This is a genomic window from Ruegeria sp. AL12 (assembly GCF_056540885.1).
The window spans coordinates 1,467,805-1,482,579 of record NZ_JBQFXN010000001.1; the positions used below are offsets into that span (position 1 = coordinate 1,467,805).

Below are 14,775 nucleotides of genomic sequence, written 5' to 3' on the forward strand. Positions count from 1 at the left end.
TCATGGTCTTGTGGGGTTTTCAGGAATGGCCTGACGTTTAGTGGAATGGGTGATCATCACCACGGAAGGATCGTTGGCCATTGTCGCGATGGCCCCGGGCGAAAGTTCAACGGCAACACTGTCTATCAGCCACAGTTCGGCAATCCCGTCACCGCCCAGGTTTTCCAGGGTACCGACCAGGGGCCGTGTGCGTCGGCGGAAATAATCTTCGCGTGCCTTCGTTTCGGCGCGCCGGAAAGAGGGCGCATTGCCTTCGGTGCCTGGCGCCAAGCGCAATATGACCTGCACCGAGTTCCCATCATCGCCGTCTGTTGCGGCCTTCGCCAATTCCGATTGCAGCTGCGTGTCCAGCTTGCCCCAAGCCGCCTCGGACAGGCCGAACGGATGGGGGCTGTTGGTTTCGGTCAAGGTTCTGTCCTCCGTGGTCGTCTCTGCACTGAACATGGCCGGTGCGACGGCACGGTCGAAGCGCGGGTTCACGACAATGCCGGGCCCCGGTTCAGGCTCTGCCGAAGGCGTACTGCGCGGGTGTTCCGGCCGGAAACACAGCTCGATCAACGCTGCTTCCTGCGCACGCATTGCGAGGGTCGCCATACCGCTCGCCTGAACCTCGATGACCTGTACCCCCTGCTGCTGCGTTCCTGTCTGGGTCGTCAGGACATTGCCCGCCGCATCAAGCGCGATGATCGTTATGGGCTTTCCGCCAGCAAAGCTCAACTTGAGGCGGGCCCAGTCAGCAACGACCGGCAGATGGGCAAAGACACCGGCGATGGAAAGCAACAGTTTGGGTGTGCCTTGCGGCTGGAACCCGCCAATGATCTGAAGAACGCTGCCCTTCGTCGGCAGGAACCGCACACCGCCGACGTTCAATACCGGATGGCGGGAAGGCAGTTTCTGGTCGCGAAAATCAATGCAACGTTCACGCGGGGGAATTTCCGGATCGGGCTTCGGCTGCTCCGGACAATGCGGCTGAATCGCGATGAAAGCGCAATCATCAACATAGCCAAGCGCATCGTTGCGCGGATCATCTCCGCTGAACTCCAGAAATACTGTCACGGCTTCGGCTTCCGCTGTCACGCGGCCCCGCAATTGCCGCCAGGCACCGTCCAGATCGCCTGTCCACCATTCCACCCAGGGCGCCCGCGGATCATCACCACCGCGCGGGTCCAACCCCAAAGCATAGCCGCCTGCGTTGCCAGCCTCCTTCGCGAACCAACACGAGAACTCATAATCCCATCCCGGGTTTGAGCCCAGCGATTGCCACAGCCCGACACGAAGGCCGCGCTGCGCGATGACCCGCTGGGACCTGTCCCCGGTCCGGACGATGCAACCTTCGCAGTCAAAGGCATCGGCGGGGATCGGGGCCAATTGCGGAACGGGATTTCCCTTTCCGGCGTGAAAGGCTGCCAAGTCGGTCAGCCATGCATAGGGTGTCCAGAACCGACCGACATTGCCCGCTGGAAGCGAACGGAAACCATCTTCGAAACCGGGGTTCAGCAAATGCACGACCCGGACGGTCAGGTCGTCCTGACCAAAGGCGCCATCGTCATCCATGACGGTACAGATGGCCCGGAAGTCACCACACTTTTCATAGATATGCGAGGCGGTCGCCGTGCCTTCGGCTGCCGGTGGTTCGTTCGTTTCCTCGATCAGGGCGGTGCGGGGTTCACTGCAATCGCCGAAATCCCACTTGGCCGTATGCGTGTCGCACCAGCCGGGATCCCGGAAATCGGCGACAAGCGTAATCGGTGTGCAGACATAAGCATAAAGGTCCGGGCCAGCTTCGACCTCGGGCGGAACATTGGTGACGGTGACACGCAAGGTGTCGATGGCCTCGCCGCCGTTGACGTCGCGAATACGCACCGTGACGGTGTATTCGCCATTGTCGCACCAGGCATGGGTCACGGTCGACGTGCCTGTCGCCGCAGGAGGAGCATTGGTTTCAGAAATCACGCCGGGTTTGGGCGCGTGGTGATCACCGAAATACCACATGGACTCGTGGGTGTCGGGGTATTCGACATCTCGGAACCGTGCGACCAGAGTGACCTCTTCACCCTCCTGCACCGTCAGATCAGGGCCGGCATCCACTGTCGGCGGCACATTTTCGACGGTAACAAGCGAGAAACTGCGACTGCGCGCGCCACCCGGCTGGTTGATCGTCAGCGCATGTTTTGCGGTGTAGACACCACTTGCAGCATAGACATGCTGAATCGAGGGCAAGACCGCGGCCGGTGTTCCGTCACCCGGCAACCACTCGTACCCCGCGTCAGGATGTTCATTCGCAGCCGCAAGCGACATGGCCGATGCGGCCGCACCCGACCGTGCCCCGCCCGAATCCGCCGGGACGACATCCGTGGCTTCGCAACTGCTTATAACCGTGAAATCTCCGGCAATTTCAAGACCGTCGGTATCAATCACGATCGGGTCCGAGAATACCGCTTCGACCCGCCCGATCCTGGCAAGGTTCTCCGGCCAGCCGGTGATACCCGTGACCGTATTCGTAACTTCGTCTGACAGGATTTCACTGCCCATGCTTTCGGCAATTCCCCGGACGACAAGGGCCACGATCACAACGACCAATGCGCCCAGAATTCCGAAAGCGCCGAATGACAATATCGCGGCGATTGCCGTCAGCACCCAAAGCAACACGGATTCTTCGGGATCGACATCGCTGTCGATTTCAAAGTGATCCATTTGCTGTCCACCGGTTGGGCCCAACGAACCGTTCGGCTGCCAGCGCAATCCGACATCATTGAAAAAGTCGGCATCCACATCAATACTGCCCAGGATCGCGTCTACGACCGTCACCTTGCCCGATATTCTGATCGCCCCCGCCCTGAGGCTCACGTCCAGATCGGTCAGCCGGACTTCGCGCCCGTCAGGTGTAAAGGTCTTCGGAAGGTCATCATCCGACAATTCGGCTTCGATGCGCGCCGTTTCAATCGATGCTTCGACCTGGGCCGCGCTGATGGCAATTGCAAAATCCCTGTCAGCAGGAATGAAATTGGCAAGCCCGCCTACGTCACCGCCGCCATCATCGTTCAAGGCGATCGCCAGAAACTCGTTTGTCACGCCGACGGTGATGCTGTCGACTTCAAACTCTTCGTCCGTTGCCTCTGGTCCCCAGATGTAAACGAAATCGCGGGCCTCAAGATCCTGATGAAAAAAGTCGCCGATGAATTCTTCGATCTCGGCCACTGTCGGGGCCGCAATTGAAATCTCGCCCAGCCCACTGGCCAATTCCTGCCCCCGCGACACCAGTTCGCTGGAAATCTGGGCGTCGAGGTCAATCGCGACCAACGGGATCGCCGCCAGTTGATCACGGTTGTCGATGTAATTGTCACCCTCTGGCCCATATTCCGGACCGGCGGGGGTGATCGCGTCCACGGTAACGGTGGCCGCGATCAAATCCGTTCGGAATTCCGAACCGACCCGACTGAAAGGTGCCGTGATGTTGATCCGCGTTTCGATCCCCATGGGGTCCTGCGGATTGAAAAAAAGCTGCACCGTCGGCCCAACGACAATGTTGAACATACGCAGATAGACCGGCAACGAAATTGTTATGTCACCGCCTGACACGGTGGTTTCAATATCGTGCGCCGCGTCCGAGGCGTCGTTGAAGATTTCCGCATGGACATCAGTCGTCAACGCTCCCAAGGCAAATTGCAGCTCGGTCTCATCGATGACATGGGGGATGGAGGGAAAGGCCGGATCGATCGGTCCGCCGGGTCCACCGTTCTCATAGGCTTTGTCCACGAATTCACTTGCGAACAACTCGATATTGGACGCAATCGGATCGCCGCTGGTCAGCGTGGCGGATACCTGGTTGCGAGGCAGGCCATCCAACAGCCATCCCACATCCTGACGCCCGGGAATTAGACCAATCGGCGCAGCCGCAGCAAGATCGGCCGTCATCGTCAGCATTTGCGCCGATGGAACCGGGGGGTTTTCGATTTCGATCTGGATCAGGACACCAAGTTGAATTTCGGCACCGGTGATGTCCGGGCGCAAGCTGGCGTCCAACTGGTCTTCGGGAATCTGAACCGACCCGTCAGCTACAACAAAACCGCCAAAGGTTTCACCTGCGGGAACATCCATGAATTCGGGAATGCGGCCTTCATCGCCGGGATCATCGTCGCATTCCGCGGACTTCCACGCCCCCCGAATGACCTTTCGCAGGACCTCTTCCGAGGCTTCGACGACAACTTGATATCCTCTTGTATTTGCCATCCTGACGTCCTCGGTGTGACGGCGCGAGGGAATCGCGCCCGGGTGTCTTCAAGCAGTGCCGGTAAAAACGGCGCGGGGCGTGATATTGACCAGCCTACGTTTCCCGGTTCGCACGGCACGATACAGCGCCTCGGTCGCAAAACGCGGTGTCGATGCATCAAGTTGCCGGTAGGCAAGCAACGGAGAGATGATTTTGTGCGCCTTGCCCAGTGCTTCCAGCGGATCGGGAATCTTCGCGGGCTCAGTCAAACTTGGATCGATCCCGGCGACGGATTTGCCCTTGGCTTTGCCGGGAAACCGGCGCGCGATTTCCGATGCCTTGACCCTGGCCACCTTCACTTTGGAGGTGGAGTAGCGCACTTTTCGCATCGGCAAGGACAAGGGAGACAGGTCAGGGCGTTTCGAAATATCATCGACCAGCTTCAACTCGTCGAAAAGTACCACAGCAAGATCGTTTTCCTGCCCTGGGTCAAATTCATGCCCGGACGCGGCGAAGATCTTTTTCCGCAAACTTTTGCGTTCAACGATCTGTTTCTTGGAAAACCGCGCTCTGTCCTCCAGCTCAAGTCGGCCAGACAGGTCCAATTCGAGCCCAAGCTCCTCAAGCGCCAACACGGGGTTAATCAGCGCAGCACGAGCAAGCTCTGGGGTGACATTCAAACGGGCAGCAATATCATGCACTGCTGCTTGAACGTCCTGAAACGTAGCCATAGCAGCCTTCCAATTACGAAATAAACGTAACTCTTGAACGCTTGGAACTGATAGATAGATACTTTGGGAGTCTTACTTCACGATATATTTTTAAAGCGATTCCGTCAATGAGCCGGAGACGCAGCAAGGCTGACTTCAACCCGATCGCGAAACGTTATTTGTCGCGTCGCTGGTTATATCGGACGGGTTTGTCGCGAGAAATGCAGCCCGGAATACAGGCCCTGACCATCTATCGACAACGGCAGTGCGGGACCTTCCCGCGCCACGGCCGGGGGTGGTGGTTTCAAGCAAAACCGTCAATCGTGACGCCGCCACATTGTGCAAACCTCCCGTGGTCCCGCGCCTTCAATCCCTCCACAACACCTCGCGCCCCTCTTCCCCCGGACCACATCACCTGCCATAATGGGGGAAACTCAAAAACAAGAGCAGCACCCATGCCCGACGATCTGTTGACGCCAGAAGCGACCACTACCTATGACGCCTCCTCGATCGAGGTGCTGGAAGGTCTGGAACCGGTCCGCAAGCGACCCGGCATGTATATCGGCGGCACGGATGAACGCGCTTTGCACCATATGGTGGCCGAGATCCTCGACAACTCGATGGACGAGGCAGTGGCAGGCCATGCCAACCGGATCGAGGTGGAACTTCACGCCGATTACGCCCTGACCGTGCGCGACAACGGGCGCGGCATTCCGATCGATCCGCACCCCAAGTTCCCGGACAAATCCGCGCTCGAGGTGATCCTGTGCACGTTGCACGCGGGTGGCAAATTCTCGGGCAAAGCGTATCAGACCTCGGGTGGTCTGCACGGCGTGGGCGCCTCGGTGGTGAATGCGCTTTCGGATTCGATGGTCGTTCAGGTGGCCCGCGACAAGCAACTTTATGAACAACGTTTCTCGCGCGGTGTCCCGTTGGGCCCAGTGGAAAAGGTCGGCGCCGCCCCCAACCGGCGCGGCACCACAGTCACCTTCCACGCTGACGACCAGATCTTTGGCCACCACCGGTTCAAACCCGCCCGCCTGTTCAAATCCATCCGGTCCAAGGCCTACCTGTTTTCGGGCGTCGAAATCCGCTGGAAATCCGCCATCGATGACGGCGAGACGCCCACTGAGGCCACCTTCCACTTCCCGGGCGGGCTGTCGGACTACCTGAAAGAGACGATGAATGGCTCGTCGACCTATGCCGAGCAGCCCTTTGCCGGAACCGTCGATTTTCAGGAGAAATTCGGAACCCCCGGCAAGGTCGAATGGGCGATCAACTGGACGCCCTCGCGCGATGGGTTCATCCAATCCTACTGCAACACCGTCCCCACGCCCGAAGGGGGCACCCATGTGGCCGGGTTCTGGGCCGCGATCCTCAAGGGGATCAAGGCTTATGGCGAGTTGATCAACAACAAGAAAGCCGCCCAGATCACGCGGGAAGACCTGATTGCCGGGGGCTGCGCACTGGTCTCGTGCTTCATCCGCGAACCGGAATTCGTCGGCCAGACCAAAGACCGCCTTGCCACGGTCGAGGCGCAGCGGCTGGTGGAAAACGCGGTGCGCGACCATTTCGACAACTGGCTGGCCGCCGATACGAAATCCGCCGGCGCGATCCTCGACTTCCTGATCCTGCGCGCCGAAGAACGCCTGCGCCGACGGGCCGAGAAGGAAACACAACGCAAGTCCGCCACTAAAAAACTTCGTCTTCCCGGCAAGCTGGTGGACTGTTCCAGTTCAACACGCGAAGGCACCGAACTATTCATCGTCGAGGGCGACTCGGCGGGCGGCTCGGCCAAAATGGGGCGCGACCGCAAAACGCAGGCCCTGCTGCCCTTGCGCGGTAAGATCCTGAACGTGCTGGGCGCGGCCAGTTCGAAACTGGGCACCAATGCCGAGATCAACGACCTGACGCAGGCGCTGGGCGTGGGGCTGGGCAGCAAGTTCAACCTCGACGATCTACGCTACGACAAGGTCATCATCATGACCGACGCGGATGTGGACGGGGCGCATATCGCGTCCTTGCTGATGACGTTCTTCTTCACCCAGATGCGCCCGATGATCGACGCGGGCCACCTGTACCTGGCCTGCCCGCCCCTGTATCGTCTGACCCAAGGCGCCAAACGCGTCTATTGTCTGGACGAGGCCGAGCGCGACGAGTGGCTTGAGAAAGGTCTGGGCGGCAAGGGCAAGATCGACGTTTCGCGTTTCAAAGGTCTGGGCGAGATGGACGCCAAGGACCTGAAAGAAACCACGATGGATCCCAAATCCCGGAAATTGATCCGGGTCACCATCGACGAGGACGAACCCGGCGAAACCGGCGATCTGGTCGAGCGTCTGATGGGTAAGAAGCCCGAACTGCGGTTCCAGTATATTCAGGAGAACGCGCGGTTCGTGGAGGAGTTGGATGTTTGAGGGTAGGAACGTGTTGGCTTTGTGGACAGAAGGCGAACCTTCATAGCAGCCACGTTATCCCCAAGTTTGTTTTTCGTTGGTTAATCAATACCGGTGGAACTCCATTTTTACGGGCCGGAGCTAACCCAAATAAAAGGGTGCAGGATGGCGATAGGCACTACCTGTATTGCTCAGAATGCGAAACAACACTTTCAACGTGGGAGCAAAAAGCTAAAAAGCGACTGTTTGACGCTGCTACTGGAAGTGGTGAAATACCGGCAAAGTATGGCTCTTGGCTTTCTCGCTTTGCCTGCTCTCTAGCCCTACGAACTGTACAATCTCAGTTGTATCGAGGAATCGAAAACAAATATGATCCATCTTCGCTGGATCTTTTGTTTAAAGCCGAGAGAAGCTGGAAACAATTTCTTACCGGCTCGTCCAAGCATCCCGGAGAGTATAGCCAATACTTTCTCCACCTTGGGTATTTTGATGGCTTTAATGACCCATCTTTGCCGTCAAACTGGAATACTTGGGTAAAACGGTCCGTTGAAAGGGACACAATTTACACTCCAAGTGGCAGTTTTCTTGCCACTTACGTTAAGCTAGGTCCAATCATCTTCTTCGGCAAAATACGCGACGACAAGCAGATTTTGGGGAAAAGCTTCGTGCGCTGTTCAGAGGGCGAGTTTCCGCTTCCTGACACCTTGTTGAACTCTGCGACATGGAGTCTGTTTAAAGATAGAGCGTCATCGGCGCAAAAAATCTTGAGTGCTGTGTCGGAAAAACAAAAACAACTTGTTGGCAGACAAATCTTTAAAGACCCAGAAAAATTCTTGAACTCAGGCTTGGCGGAAGCATTGCTTCAGGACTTCGAGCAATTTGGCGGAAGTTGACAATCGTAAAATTGGCGCGTGTGCTATCACGTCAACTGTAACGAAATGAGTGAACATCCCTTCTACCTCAAAACTAACCTCGCGCCCGCCTTGGGGGGCGGGTTAGGCGCGTGCTTGATGCCTTGCATCAAGCTTGGCCGGATAGGAAGACGCACCAACACCACACGCGCCCTCAAAAAACCAAAACCTACTGCAATTCAAACGCCTTCGGTTTACAAATCAAACCAAGACCCGGCTTCCCCGTGACATGCTGGCTTGGATTTAACGATTAAGGATTTGCAATGGCCCGCCTTTATGACAGTCGAAAACGTGTTCTCGTAACCGGTGGGGCCGGGTTTCTGGGCTCGCATCTGTGCGACCGGCTTCTGGATCAGGGGCATGAGGTTTTGTGCGTCGACAACCTGTTCACCGGCACCAAGCGCAATATCGACCATCTGCACAACAACCCGCGGTTCGAGTTCATGCGCCATGATGTGACCTTCCCTCTGTTTGTGGAGGTCGACGAGATCTATAACCTCGCCTGCCCGGCCTCACCCGTGCATTATCAGCACGATCCGGTGCAGACGACCAAGACCAGCGTACACGGCGCGATCAACATGCTGGGTCTGGCGAAGCGGCTGAAATGCAAGATCTTTCAAGCCTCGACCTCCGAGGTTTATGGCGACCCGACCATCCATCCGCAGACCGAAGATTATTGGGGCAACGTCAACCCGGTTGGTCCGCGATCTTGCTATGACGAGGGCAAGCGCTGCGCCGAGACCTTGTTCTTCGACTATCACCGGCAGATGGGGCTGGAGATCAAGGTCGCCCGCATCTTCAACACCTACGGGCCCAGAATGCACCCCGCAGATGGGCGCGTCGTGTCGAACTTTATCATGCAGGCCCTGACCGGCGAGCCGATCACGATCTTTGGCGACGGTACGCAGACCCGGTCTTTCTGTTACGTGGATGATCTGATCGAAGGGTTCATCCGCCTGATGGAGACCGGCGCGGACGTGACCGGCCCTGTCAATCTGGGCAACCCCAACGAATTTTCGATGAACGAACTTGCCCGCGAAGTGCAGGCCCTTGTGGGGGCCGAGACCCCTGTCAGTTTCAAGGAGTTGCCAGAGGATGACCCGAAACAGCGCCAGCCCGATATCACATTGGCGCGGACCCTGCTGGGCTGGGAACCCAAAGTGCAACTGAAAGAAGGGCTGCACGCAACCATCCGGTATTTCCGAGACCTTCAGGCCGAAGTCGAGACCTAGGGCCAAGGCCCGGTTTAAGATCCGGGCACGGCCGCAGCCCCTGTCCTGCCCCGGCGCTTGCAGAACCTTCGCAAGGCATCGCCTTATTCGAAATCTGCCTGATCCAGCAGCGTATAGGTGAACTTGTTGCCAAACGCGTCGCGCCCGGCTTCGCATTTCAGCAGAAACTCGGCAAAGTGACGCTGATCGGCGAATACCTGACACCCGGCGGAATAGATCGTATTCGCAGTGTCATCGTCACCGTTGTTTGGCCCCTTGTGCAGATTTATGCCGAACATCCCACTTTGAGGATTAACAAGGTTCAGGTTTCCATCCCTGTTGTTGTCCCGAAACACGGTAACGTTTCCCAGCCTTTGACACAGCGCCTTGTGGCCTCCGGGACGGCCTCGTTTATGAATATCGACTTTGTAGCAGGACCGATATTGCCCCGGCGCCAGAATGGCCGTCCCATCCGGGTTTATCGGGTTCTTCAGGTAATGATCGCTGGGATCGGCCGTCATCGGGTAATACGCTATATCCCAAACGCCAAGAAACCGGTGGAACACCGTCATGACATCATCGAATTTCTTGGGTGAAACCGGGTGGGCGCGAATGCCCACTATGTTCAGGTTCCAATCGACAGTTGGGGTGTCGAAAACCACAAAACCCTTTTGGGACATGACGTCCATAATCGCTTGCACAGAGGGTCTGAACATCTCTCAATTCTCCTTAAACAATGCGGCCATGTTACCACAGAAGTGACCGACCGTAAAAATCGCCCCCTTGGCTTGTCGCTGCGCGTGTAGGATTTTCGTTGCCTAACCCGTTGATCTCGTTCAAACTTGCTGAAACAAGAAACCATGATTGAGGTCCGGGCGTCCAAACCCTTTTTGATCGACAACAGATTTGCAGGACGAGAGGACGACATGAAAACACTGACCTATTGGCTGGCCTTTGCCATGCTGGCAACCCAGGCCCCGGCGCAACAGACGCTTAGCCTGGCATCTCCGATCCCGGACGGGGCGGAAACACGGTTTTGCTATTACAAGGGGCTGGCTTATTCCCCGGATTCCTTCATCGTGATCTTTGGCGACAACACCGTGACTGACACGATCAACACGCGCGAGGAACGCCTGCTGCGATGTGTGAGCAGCGACAAGGGCACCATGCACTGGAAGCCACAAAGCACGTTTCAGGTCGGCCGCTAAGCCAGAAATATCACTGTCGCCCAGGGCTTTTCAGCCGGATCAGACCGCCATTCCGATCAGGGCGACACCCACGGCCATGAGCACCGCGGCTCCCAACCGTCGCGCCCAGTTGCCTTCCTTGAGGAATACGAACCCGATCAGTGCAGCAAAGATGACCGAAGTTTCCCGCAGCGCCGAAACCGCGCCCAGCGGTGCAAAATTCTTGGCGTACAGCACCAGACCATAAGCTGTCATCGATACCAGCCCGCCAAGAATGCCGATCATCCACACTTTGGCTGGCAGGTCTTTCAGGGTCGCACGTTTCCGCACCCCGACAAATCCGGCAATGAACAGGTGCAGAAACGCACCCCACGCCCAATAGCTGAGCGTGTTACCCGACAGCCGAACGCCGATCCCGTCAACGACCGAATAGATCGAAATGCAGAACCCGGTGCCCAGCGCAAACATCAGTGCGCTGCGCCCAACGCCCGAGCGCAGAGCTTTCCAACTGCTCAGTTGGATACCCACGGCAATCAGAGCGATACCGGTCCAGGCCTGAAAAGGCAGCACTTCTCCGACCAGGACCATTGCCCAAAGCGAAACCAGCGCCGGGACAATTCCACGGGCGATGGGGTAGACCACGCTCAGATCGCCATGCTGATAGGCTTTTCCCAGCATGAAGTAATAGCCGAAATGCACAACGGTCGAGAGCAGGATGTAAACAAAGCTCTCAGGGTTTGGCAGCGGCAGCAGCATCACCATGACCGCCGCAGGCAGCACTTGACCCAAAGCGACCAAACCCAGCATGGTGGTTCGATCCGCCGCTGTCTTCACGATTGCATTCCACACCGCGTGCAGCAAAGCAGCCGAAAGAATAATAAGGACAACGAACAGGGTCATGTCCGGACCTTTCCCGCAGAGATTTCGCGCTAAAAGGGTCAACTGCCCCATTCAATTGGCGCCATGTCTGCAAAGGGTGGATCGTTGTCAAGCCCGTTTCAGGTCACCTGGGTTGTCAGCCATTTCTCGATCTTCGAGGCCGGCCCTTCCCAACCCGGCTCCATGAACAGGAAATGCGCATGATCTTCGACCAGCAAAAAGGTTCCGCGATCCCCATAGCGCGTTGCCAGTGCGCGGCAGGTATCGGGGTTAACAGCCCTGTCTTCGGCACCCGAGACCACCAGAACCGGGCAGTCAACCTTGTCGAAATCAACCTTGATTGCATGATGGTCATCGAACATCCAAAAGAACATTTCAAACATCACGCGCCCGCTTTCCGCGCCCAATTGATCGAATACAGCGTGTTGCTGCGCCTCATTCATCTTGTTCAAGGCGAATGGGGCCATCAAATCGAACCCGACCCGCATCGGCTGCTTCCAGAATGGACCGCCTTCCATCAAGGTGCGCGGTACAGCCCGTTCATCATCGGTTTCGGGCAAAGTGCCCCAAGGCGCATTGGGATTGATCAGAACGATGGCACTGGCCAAACCACGAGACGCCACTTGTTGCGCCACTACCCCAGCAATGGCATGCCCCAAAATGACAGGTTTGCGGTCCAGTCCCTGTACAAAATCGGCAATGTCATTGGTGTAGTCCATGACACTGATATCGGTCAGACCCGGGTCGGGGTCCGCTTTCGGATCACCGTCATGGTAACGCAGGGCAGGAACGTGAACCGTCCAACCTCGGTCCCGAAAGAAGGCCGCGTAATCCTGCATGCACCAAGGTCCGGCAAATGCTCCGTGGATAAGAACGATTTCTTTGGTCATCGAAGTCCCCCCTGCGCTGCCTACAGTATGGGGATATGGTAAGACGTTACAACTGCCCGTGATCCCTGTTGCAGGTCGAAGCACAGGTCCTAAGATTGGACGCATGAGTTTTGTGACCGACAATCAATTGCCGCTGCTGATCCTGTTCTTTGTCATCGGCTCAATCGGCACTGCCTTTCTGTTTCGCAAACCGGCAGGGCACCGGGCGTGGAAACTGGCTGATCTGGTATGGGTTGTGCTGGGTGGCATCGGGGCATTGGTCGCTGTTTTGGCCGGGCTTTACACCTCGGACAGCTCGCGACTGGACCGACAGATCGACGTGGCCTATGCCGCGACGCTGGCATTTGACAGGGATGCGGCCCGGTTCCGCCTGCGGTTCTGTGATCCGGCCCATGATCCGGATACCGCCGTTTTATGCGAAAAGGTTGAATTCCTTTCAGCTTCGACCGCCAGCAACTCGGAACTGCCCCTGTTCATCGCGGTCACGAACGAAGTGGCCCCCCTGCAGGGGCTTCACTTCCTGATTGGGGGTCAGTCCAAGGACGAAAAGGACGAAATACGTGACATGGCCGCCAAGGCCGATGCCTTTGACATCGACCAGTTCCTAGTCTTCACATCACTGGACGAAAACACACAGACCGCCATTGACAACATGCGTCGCAAGGTTCCCGCGATTGCGGGCGACTATCTGATACTTGCGCAGAGCTACGATGACCTGATCGCGCAGGTCGGGAAGCTGAAAGAAGAATGGGAATACCTACAGGACAATGCTCATATTCTTGTCCTGCAAATTGTGGCCCTATGCCTTGTCAGTTTTGCGGCACCGTTTCGGCTGGGGAAATCCGTGGTCGAGCTGCGCACCACGCTCAGCGACGATACGTCTGCGCCAAAGCTTGCGGGTCAGCCCCAAGAAAGTAACGCAGAAGAGTCCACAGGTTCCGAGAACCGCGCCGAATCCACCCCGCCCGCTCATACCGCTCCGCACTCGTAAAGGCGCGTGTGTTCAGAACAGTTACCTTTGGCAACGCGCGCACCAAAGCCACATCTTCCATCAACGGCTGGTCGGGAAACCCGCCTGCCGCTTGATAGGTGTGACGCGGAACCAGCAATCCCTGATCTCCGTAGGGCAATCCCAGCATCCTGCTGCGCAGATTGGCCCAGCCAGCCACCCAGGCCGGCGCGATCCCGCGCGCGCGGAACGCCAGTTGAAACGCAGCAGGTTTGGCTGAAGGCAGGTGGGCGCTGACGGTCTCGCTCCACCCCTTTTGCAGCACTGTATCCGCATGAAGAATCAGCAGCCAATCCCCTTTGGCCTGCGCGCACCCTCGGCGCAGCTGGCCGCCTCGGGATGGGGGGCCGGTCACGACCGTCGCACCGGCCTCTTCCGCAATATCCGGCGTGTGATCGGTTGAGCAGGCATCGCTGATGATCAATTCCCGGATCAACCCGGCATGCACCCCTTCCATCAAAGCCCCAAGACATTCGGGCAAAGCGTCGGCAGCGTTGAGGGTCGGGATTACGACGGTAATAGGCGCGGGCACGTCTGATAACCTCTGGTCTTGGCATCGGGACTTCCTATATCACGAGGTCTGAGGAAATGACGAGGACCAAGCCATGCCCACCCGCCGCATTCTGCGCCTGTCCGGCTCGGATACCGAAAGCTTTTTGCAGGATCTGATTACCAACGACATTAAGGGGTTGGACAACGGGCTGGTCTACGCTGCTCTGCTTACTCCGCAGGGAAAGTACCTGGCGGATTTCTTCCTGAAACGAAATGACGACAGAGTTCTTCTGGATGTGGCCGAACACCTTGCGGATGATCTGGTCAAACGTCTGACGATGTACAAGCTGCGAGCGGATGTGACGATCGAGGGAACCGATCTGAACCTGCAACGCGGCACCAAGGCTGCGCCGGAAACCGCCCTGCCCGATCCCCGCCACCCGGACATGGGCTGGCGCAACTACTCCCCCGAACCCGAGGGCGATGATGGAACCGACTGGGATGCACTGCGCGTCCGGCACTGCATTCCCGAGTCAGGCATTGAACTGACCCCGGACAGTTACATCCTGGAATCTGGCTTCGAAGCGCTGAATGGCGTGGATTTCAAAAAAGGATGTTATGTCGGGCAGGAAGTGACCGCGCGCATGAAGCACAAAACCGAATTGCGCAAAGGTCTGCGACGCGTCGTTGTCCAGGGCTCGGCCCCGGTGGGGACCGAGGTCAGTGCAAATGGCAAACCTGTCGGAACATTGTACACACAGGCCGGCGGAAACGGGATCGCGTATCTGCGATTTGATCGTGCAGGCCCTGAGATGCAGGCCGGAGACGCCACAGTGCGCCTGGAGGACTGAGCCCAGCTTGTTGCCAAATCGGCACGACCCGC

Annotated in this window: 11 protein-coding genes and 1 pseudogene; 6 read left to right on the plus strand and 6 right to left on the minus strand. The window is 57.6% G+C overall.

The window, feature by feature from the left end; translation table 11 throughout:
- Positions 1–4,230 carry a PKD domain-containing protein gene (locus tag ACR0C6_RS07380; RefSeq protein WP_480618749.1) on the minus strand — a complete coding sequence of 1,410 codons (4,230 nt, stop codon included), beginning with the start codon at positions 4,228–4,230 and terminating at the stop codon, positions 1–3.
- A 48-nt stretch (positions 4,231–4,278) separates the two neighbouring features.
- Positions 4,279–4,941 (minus strand): hypothetical protein, encoded by a 663-nt coding sequence (locus ACR0C6_RS07385; protein WP_480444669.1) that lies wholly within the window; start codon positions 4,939–4,941, stop codon positions 4,279–4,281.
- A gap of 434 nt (positions 4,942–5,375) precedes the next feature.
- Between ACR0C6_RS07385 and parE the strand changes: the two genes are divergently transcribed.
- From parE to ACR0C6_RS07400, 3 genes are all read left to right on the plus strand, one after another.
- Positions 5,376–7,334, plus strand: coding sequence for a DNA topoisomerase IV subunit B (gene parE / locus ACR0C6_RS07390; protein WP_171231933.1), 1,959 nt, complete (start codon positions 5,376–5,378; stop codon positions 7,332–7,334).
- A 137-nt stretch (positions 7,335–7,471) separates the two neighbouring features.
- On the plus strand, positions 7,472–8,206 hold the full coding sequence (locus ACR0C6_RS07395; RefSeq protein WP_480618750.1) for a hypothetical protein: 735 nt from the start codon (positions 7,472–7,474) through the stop codon (positions 8,204–8,206).
- 281 nt (positions 8,207–8,487) lie between these two features.
- Positions 8,488–9,456, plus strand: coding sequence for a UDP-glucuronic acid decarboxylase family protein (locus tag ACR0C6_RS07400; protein ID WP_152457478.1), 969 nt, complete (start codon positions 8,488–8,490; stop codon positions 9,454–9,456).
- An 83-nt stretch (positions 9,457–9,539) separates the two neighbouring features.
- Here ACR0C6_RS07400 and ACR0C6_RS07405 read toward each other — a convergent pair whose 3' ends face one another.
- On the minus strand, positions 9,540–10,151 hold the full coding sequence (locus ACR0C6_RS07405; RefSeq protein WP_480618751.1) for a hypothetical protein: 612 nt from the start codon (positions 10,149–10,151) through the stop codon (positions 9,540–9,542).
- Positions 10,152–10,295: 144 nt separating this feature from the next.
- On the opposite strand from ACR0C6_RS07405, the gene ACR0C6_RS07410 reads away from it, so the two are divergent.
- Positions 10,296–10,643 (plus strand): hypothetical protein, encoded by a 348-nt coding sequence (locus ACR0C6_RS07410; RefSeq protein ID WP_480618752.1) that lies wholly within the window; start codon positions 10,296–10,298, stop codon positions 10,641–10,643.
- 39 nt (positions 10,644–10,682) lie between these two features.
- Here ACR0C6_RS07410 and ACR0C6_RS07415 read toward each other — a convergent pair whose 3' ends face one another.
- The gene (locus ACR0C6_RS07415; RefSeq protein WP_480618753.1) at positions 10,683–11,522 is read right to left on the minus strand and encodes an EamA family transporter; all 840 of its coding nucleotides are present in this window, start codon (positions 11,520–11,522) and stop codon (positions 10,683–10,685) included.
- 98 nt (positions 11,523–11,620) lie between these two features.
- Positions 11,621–12,391: an alpha/beta hydrolase gene (locus ACR0C6_RS07420; RefSeq protein ID WP_480618754.1), complete on the minus strand. Its 771-nt coding sequence runs from the start codon at positions 12,389–12,391 to the stop codon at positions 11,621–11,623.
- 103 nt (positions 12,392–12,494) lie between these two features.
- Between ACR0C6_RS07420 and ACR0C6_RS07425 the strand changes: the two are divergent.
- Positions 12,495–13,250 (plus strand): annotated as a pseudogene (locus ACR0C6_RS07425) (hypothetical protein); the annotation flags it as partial.
- A 7-nt stretch (positions 13,251–13,257) separates the two neighbouring features.
- Here ACR0C6_RS07425 and ACR0C6_RS07430 read toward each other — a convergent pair.
- Positions 13,258–13,932 (minus strand): TIGR04283 family arsenosugar biosynthesis glycosyltransferase, encoded by a 675-nt coding sequence (locus ACR0C6_RS07430; protein ID WP_480618755.1) that lies wholly within the window; start codon positions 13,930–13,932, stop codon positions 13,258–13,260.
- 73 nt (positions 13,933–14,005) lie between these two features.
- On the opposite strand from ACR0C6_RS07430, the gene ygfZ reads away from it, so the two are divergent.
- Entirely contained in the window at positions 14,006–14,743 is a 738-nt protein-coding gene (gene ygfZ / locus ACR0C6_RS07435; RefSeq protein ID WP_152457472.1) for a CAF17-like 4Fe-4S cluster assembly/insertion protein YgfZ, read from the plus strand.
- Positions 14,744–14,775: the final 32 nt, after the last annotated feature.

Excerpts from the sequence above, each read along its gene's own strand:
- ACR0C6_RS07380 (WP_480618749.1), bottom strand. The coding sequence starts at position 4,230 with ATGGCAAATACAAGAGGATATCAAGTTGTCGTCGAAGCCTCGGAAGAG.
- ACR0C6_RS07385 (WP_480444669.1), bottom strand. The coding sequence starts at position 4,941 with ATGGCTACGTTTCAGGACGTTCAAGCAGCAGTGCATGATATTGCTGCC.
- parE (WP_171231933.1), top strand. The coding sequence starts at position 5,376 with ATGCCCGACGATCTGTTGACGCCAGAAGCGACCACTACCTATGACGCC.
- ACR0C6_RS07400 (WP_152457478.1), top strand. The coding sequence starts at position 8,488 with ATGGCCCGCCTTTATGACAGTCGAAAACGTGTTCTCGTAACCGGTGGG.
- ACR0C6_RS07405 (WP_480618751.1), bottom strand. The coding sequence starts at position 10,151 with ATGTTCAGACCCTCTGTGCAAGCGATTATGGACGTCATGTCCCAAAAG.
- ACR0C6_RS07410 (WP_480618752.1), top strand. The coding sequence starts at position 10,296 with ATGATTGAGGTCCGGGCGTCCAAACCCTTTTTGATCGACAACAGATTT.
- ACR0C6_RS07415 (WP_480618753.1), bottom strand. The coding sequence starts at position 11,522 with ATGACCCTGTTCGTTGTCCTTATTATTCTTTCGGCTGCTTTGCTGCAC.
- ACR0C6_RS07420 (WP_480618754.1), bottom strand. The coding sequence starts at position 12,391 with ATGACCAAAGAAATCGTTCTTATCCACGGAGCATTTGCCGGACCTTGG.
- ygfZ (WP_152457472.1), top strand. The coding sequence starts at position 14,006 with ATGCCCACCCGCCGCATTCTGCGCCTGTCCGGCTCGGATACCGAAAGC.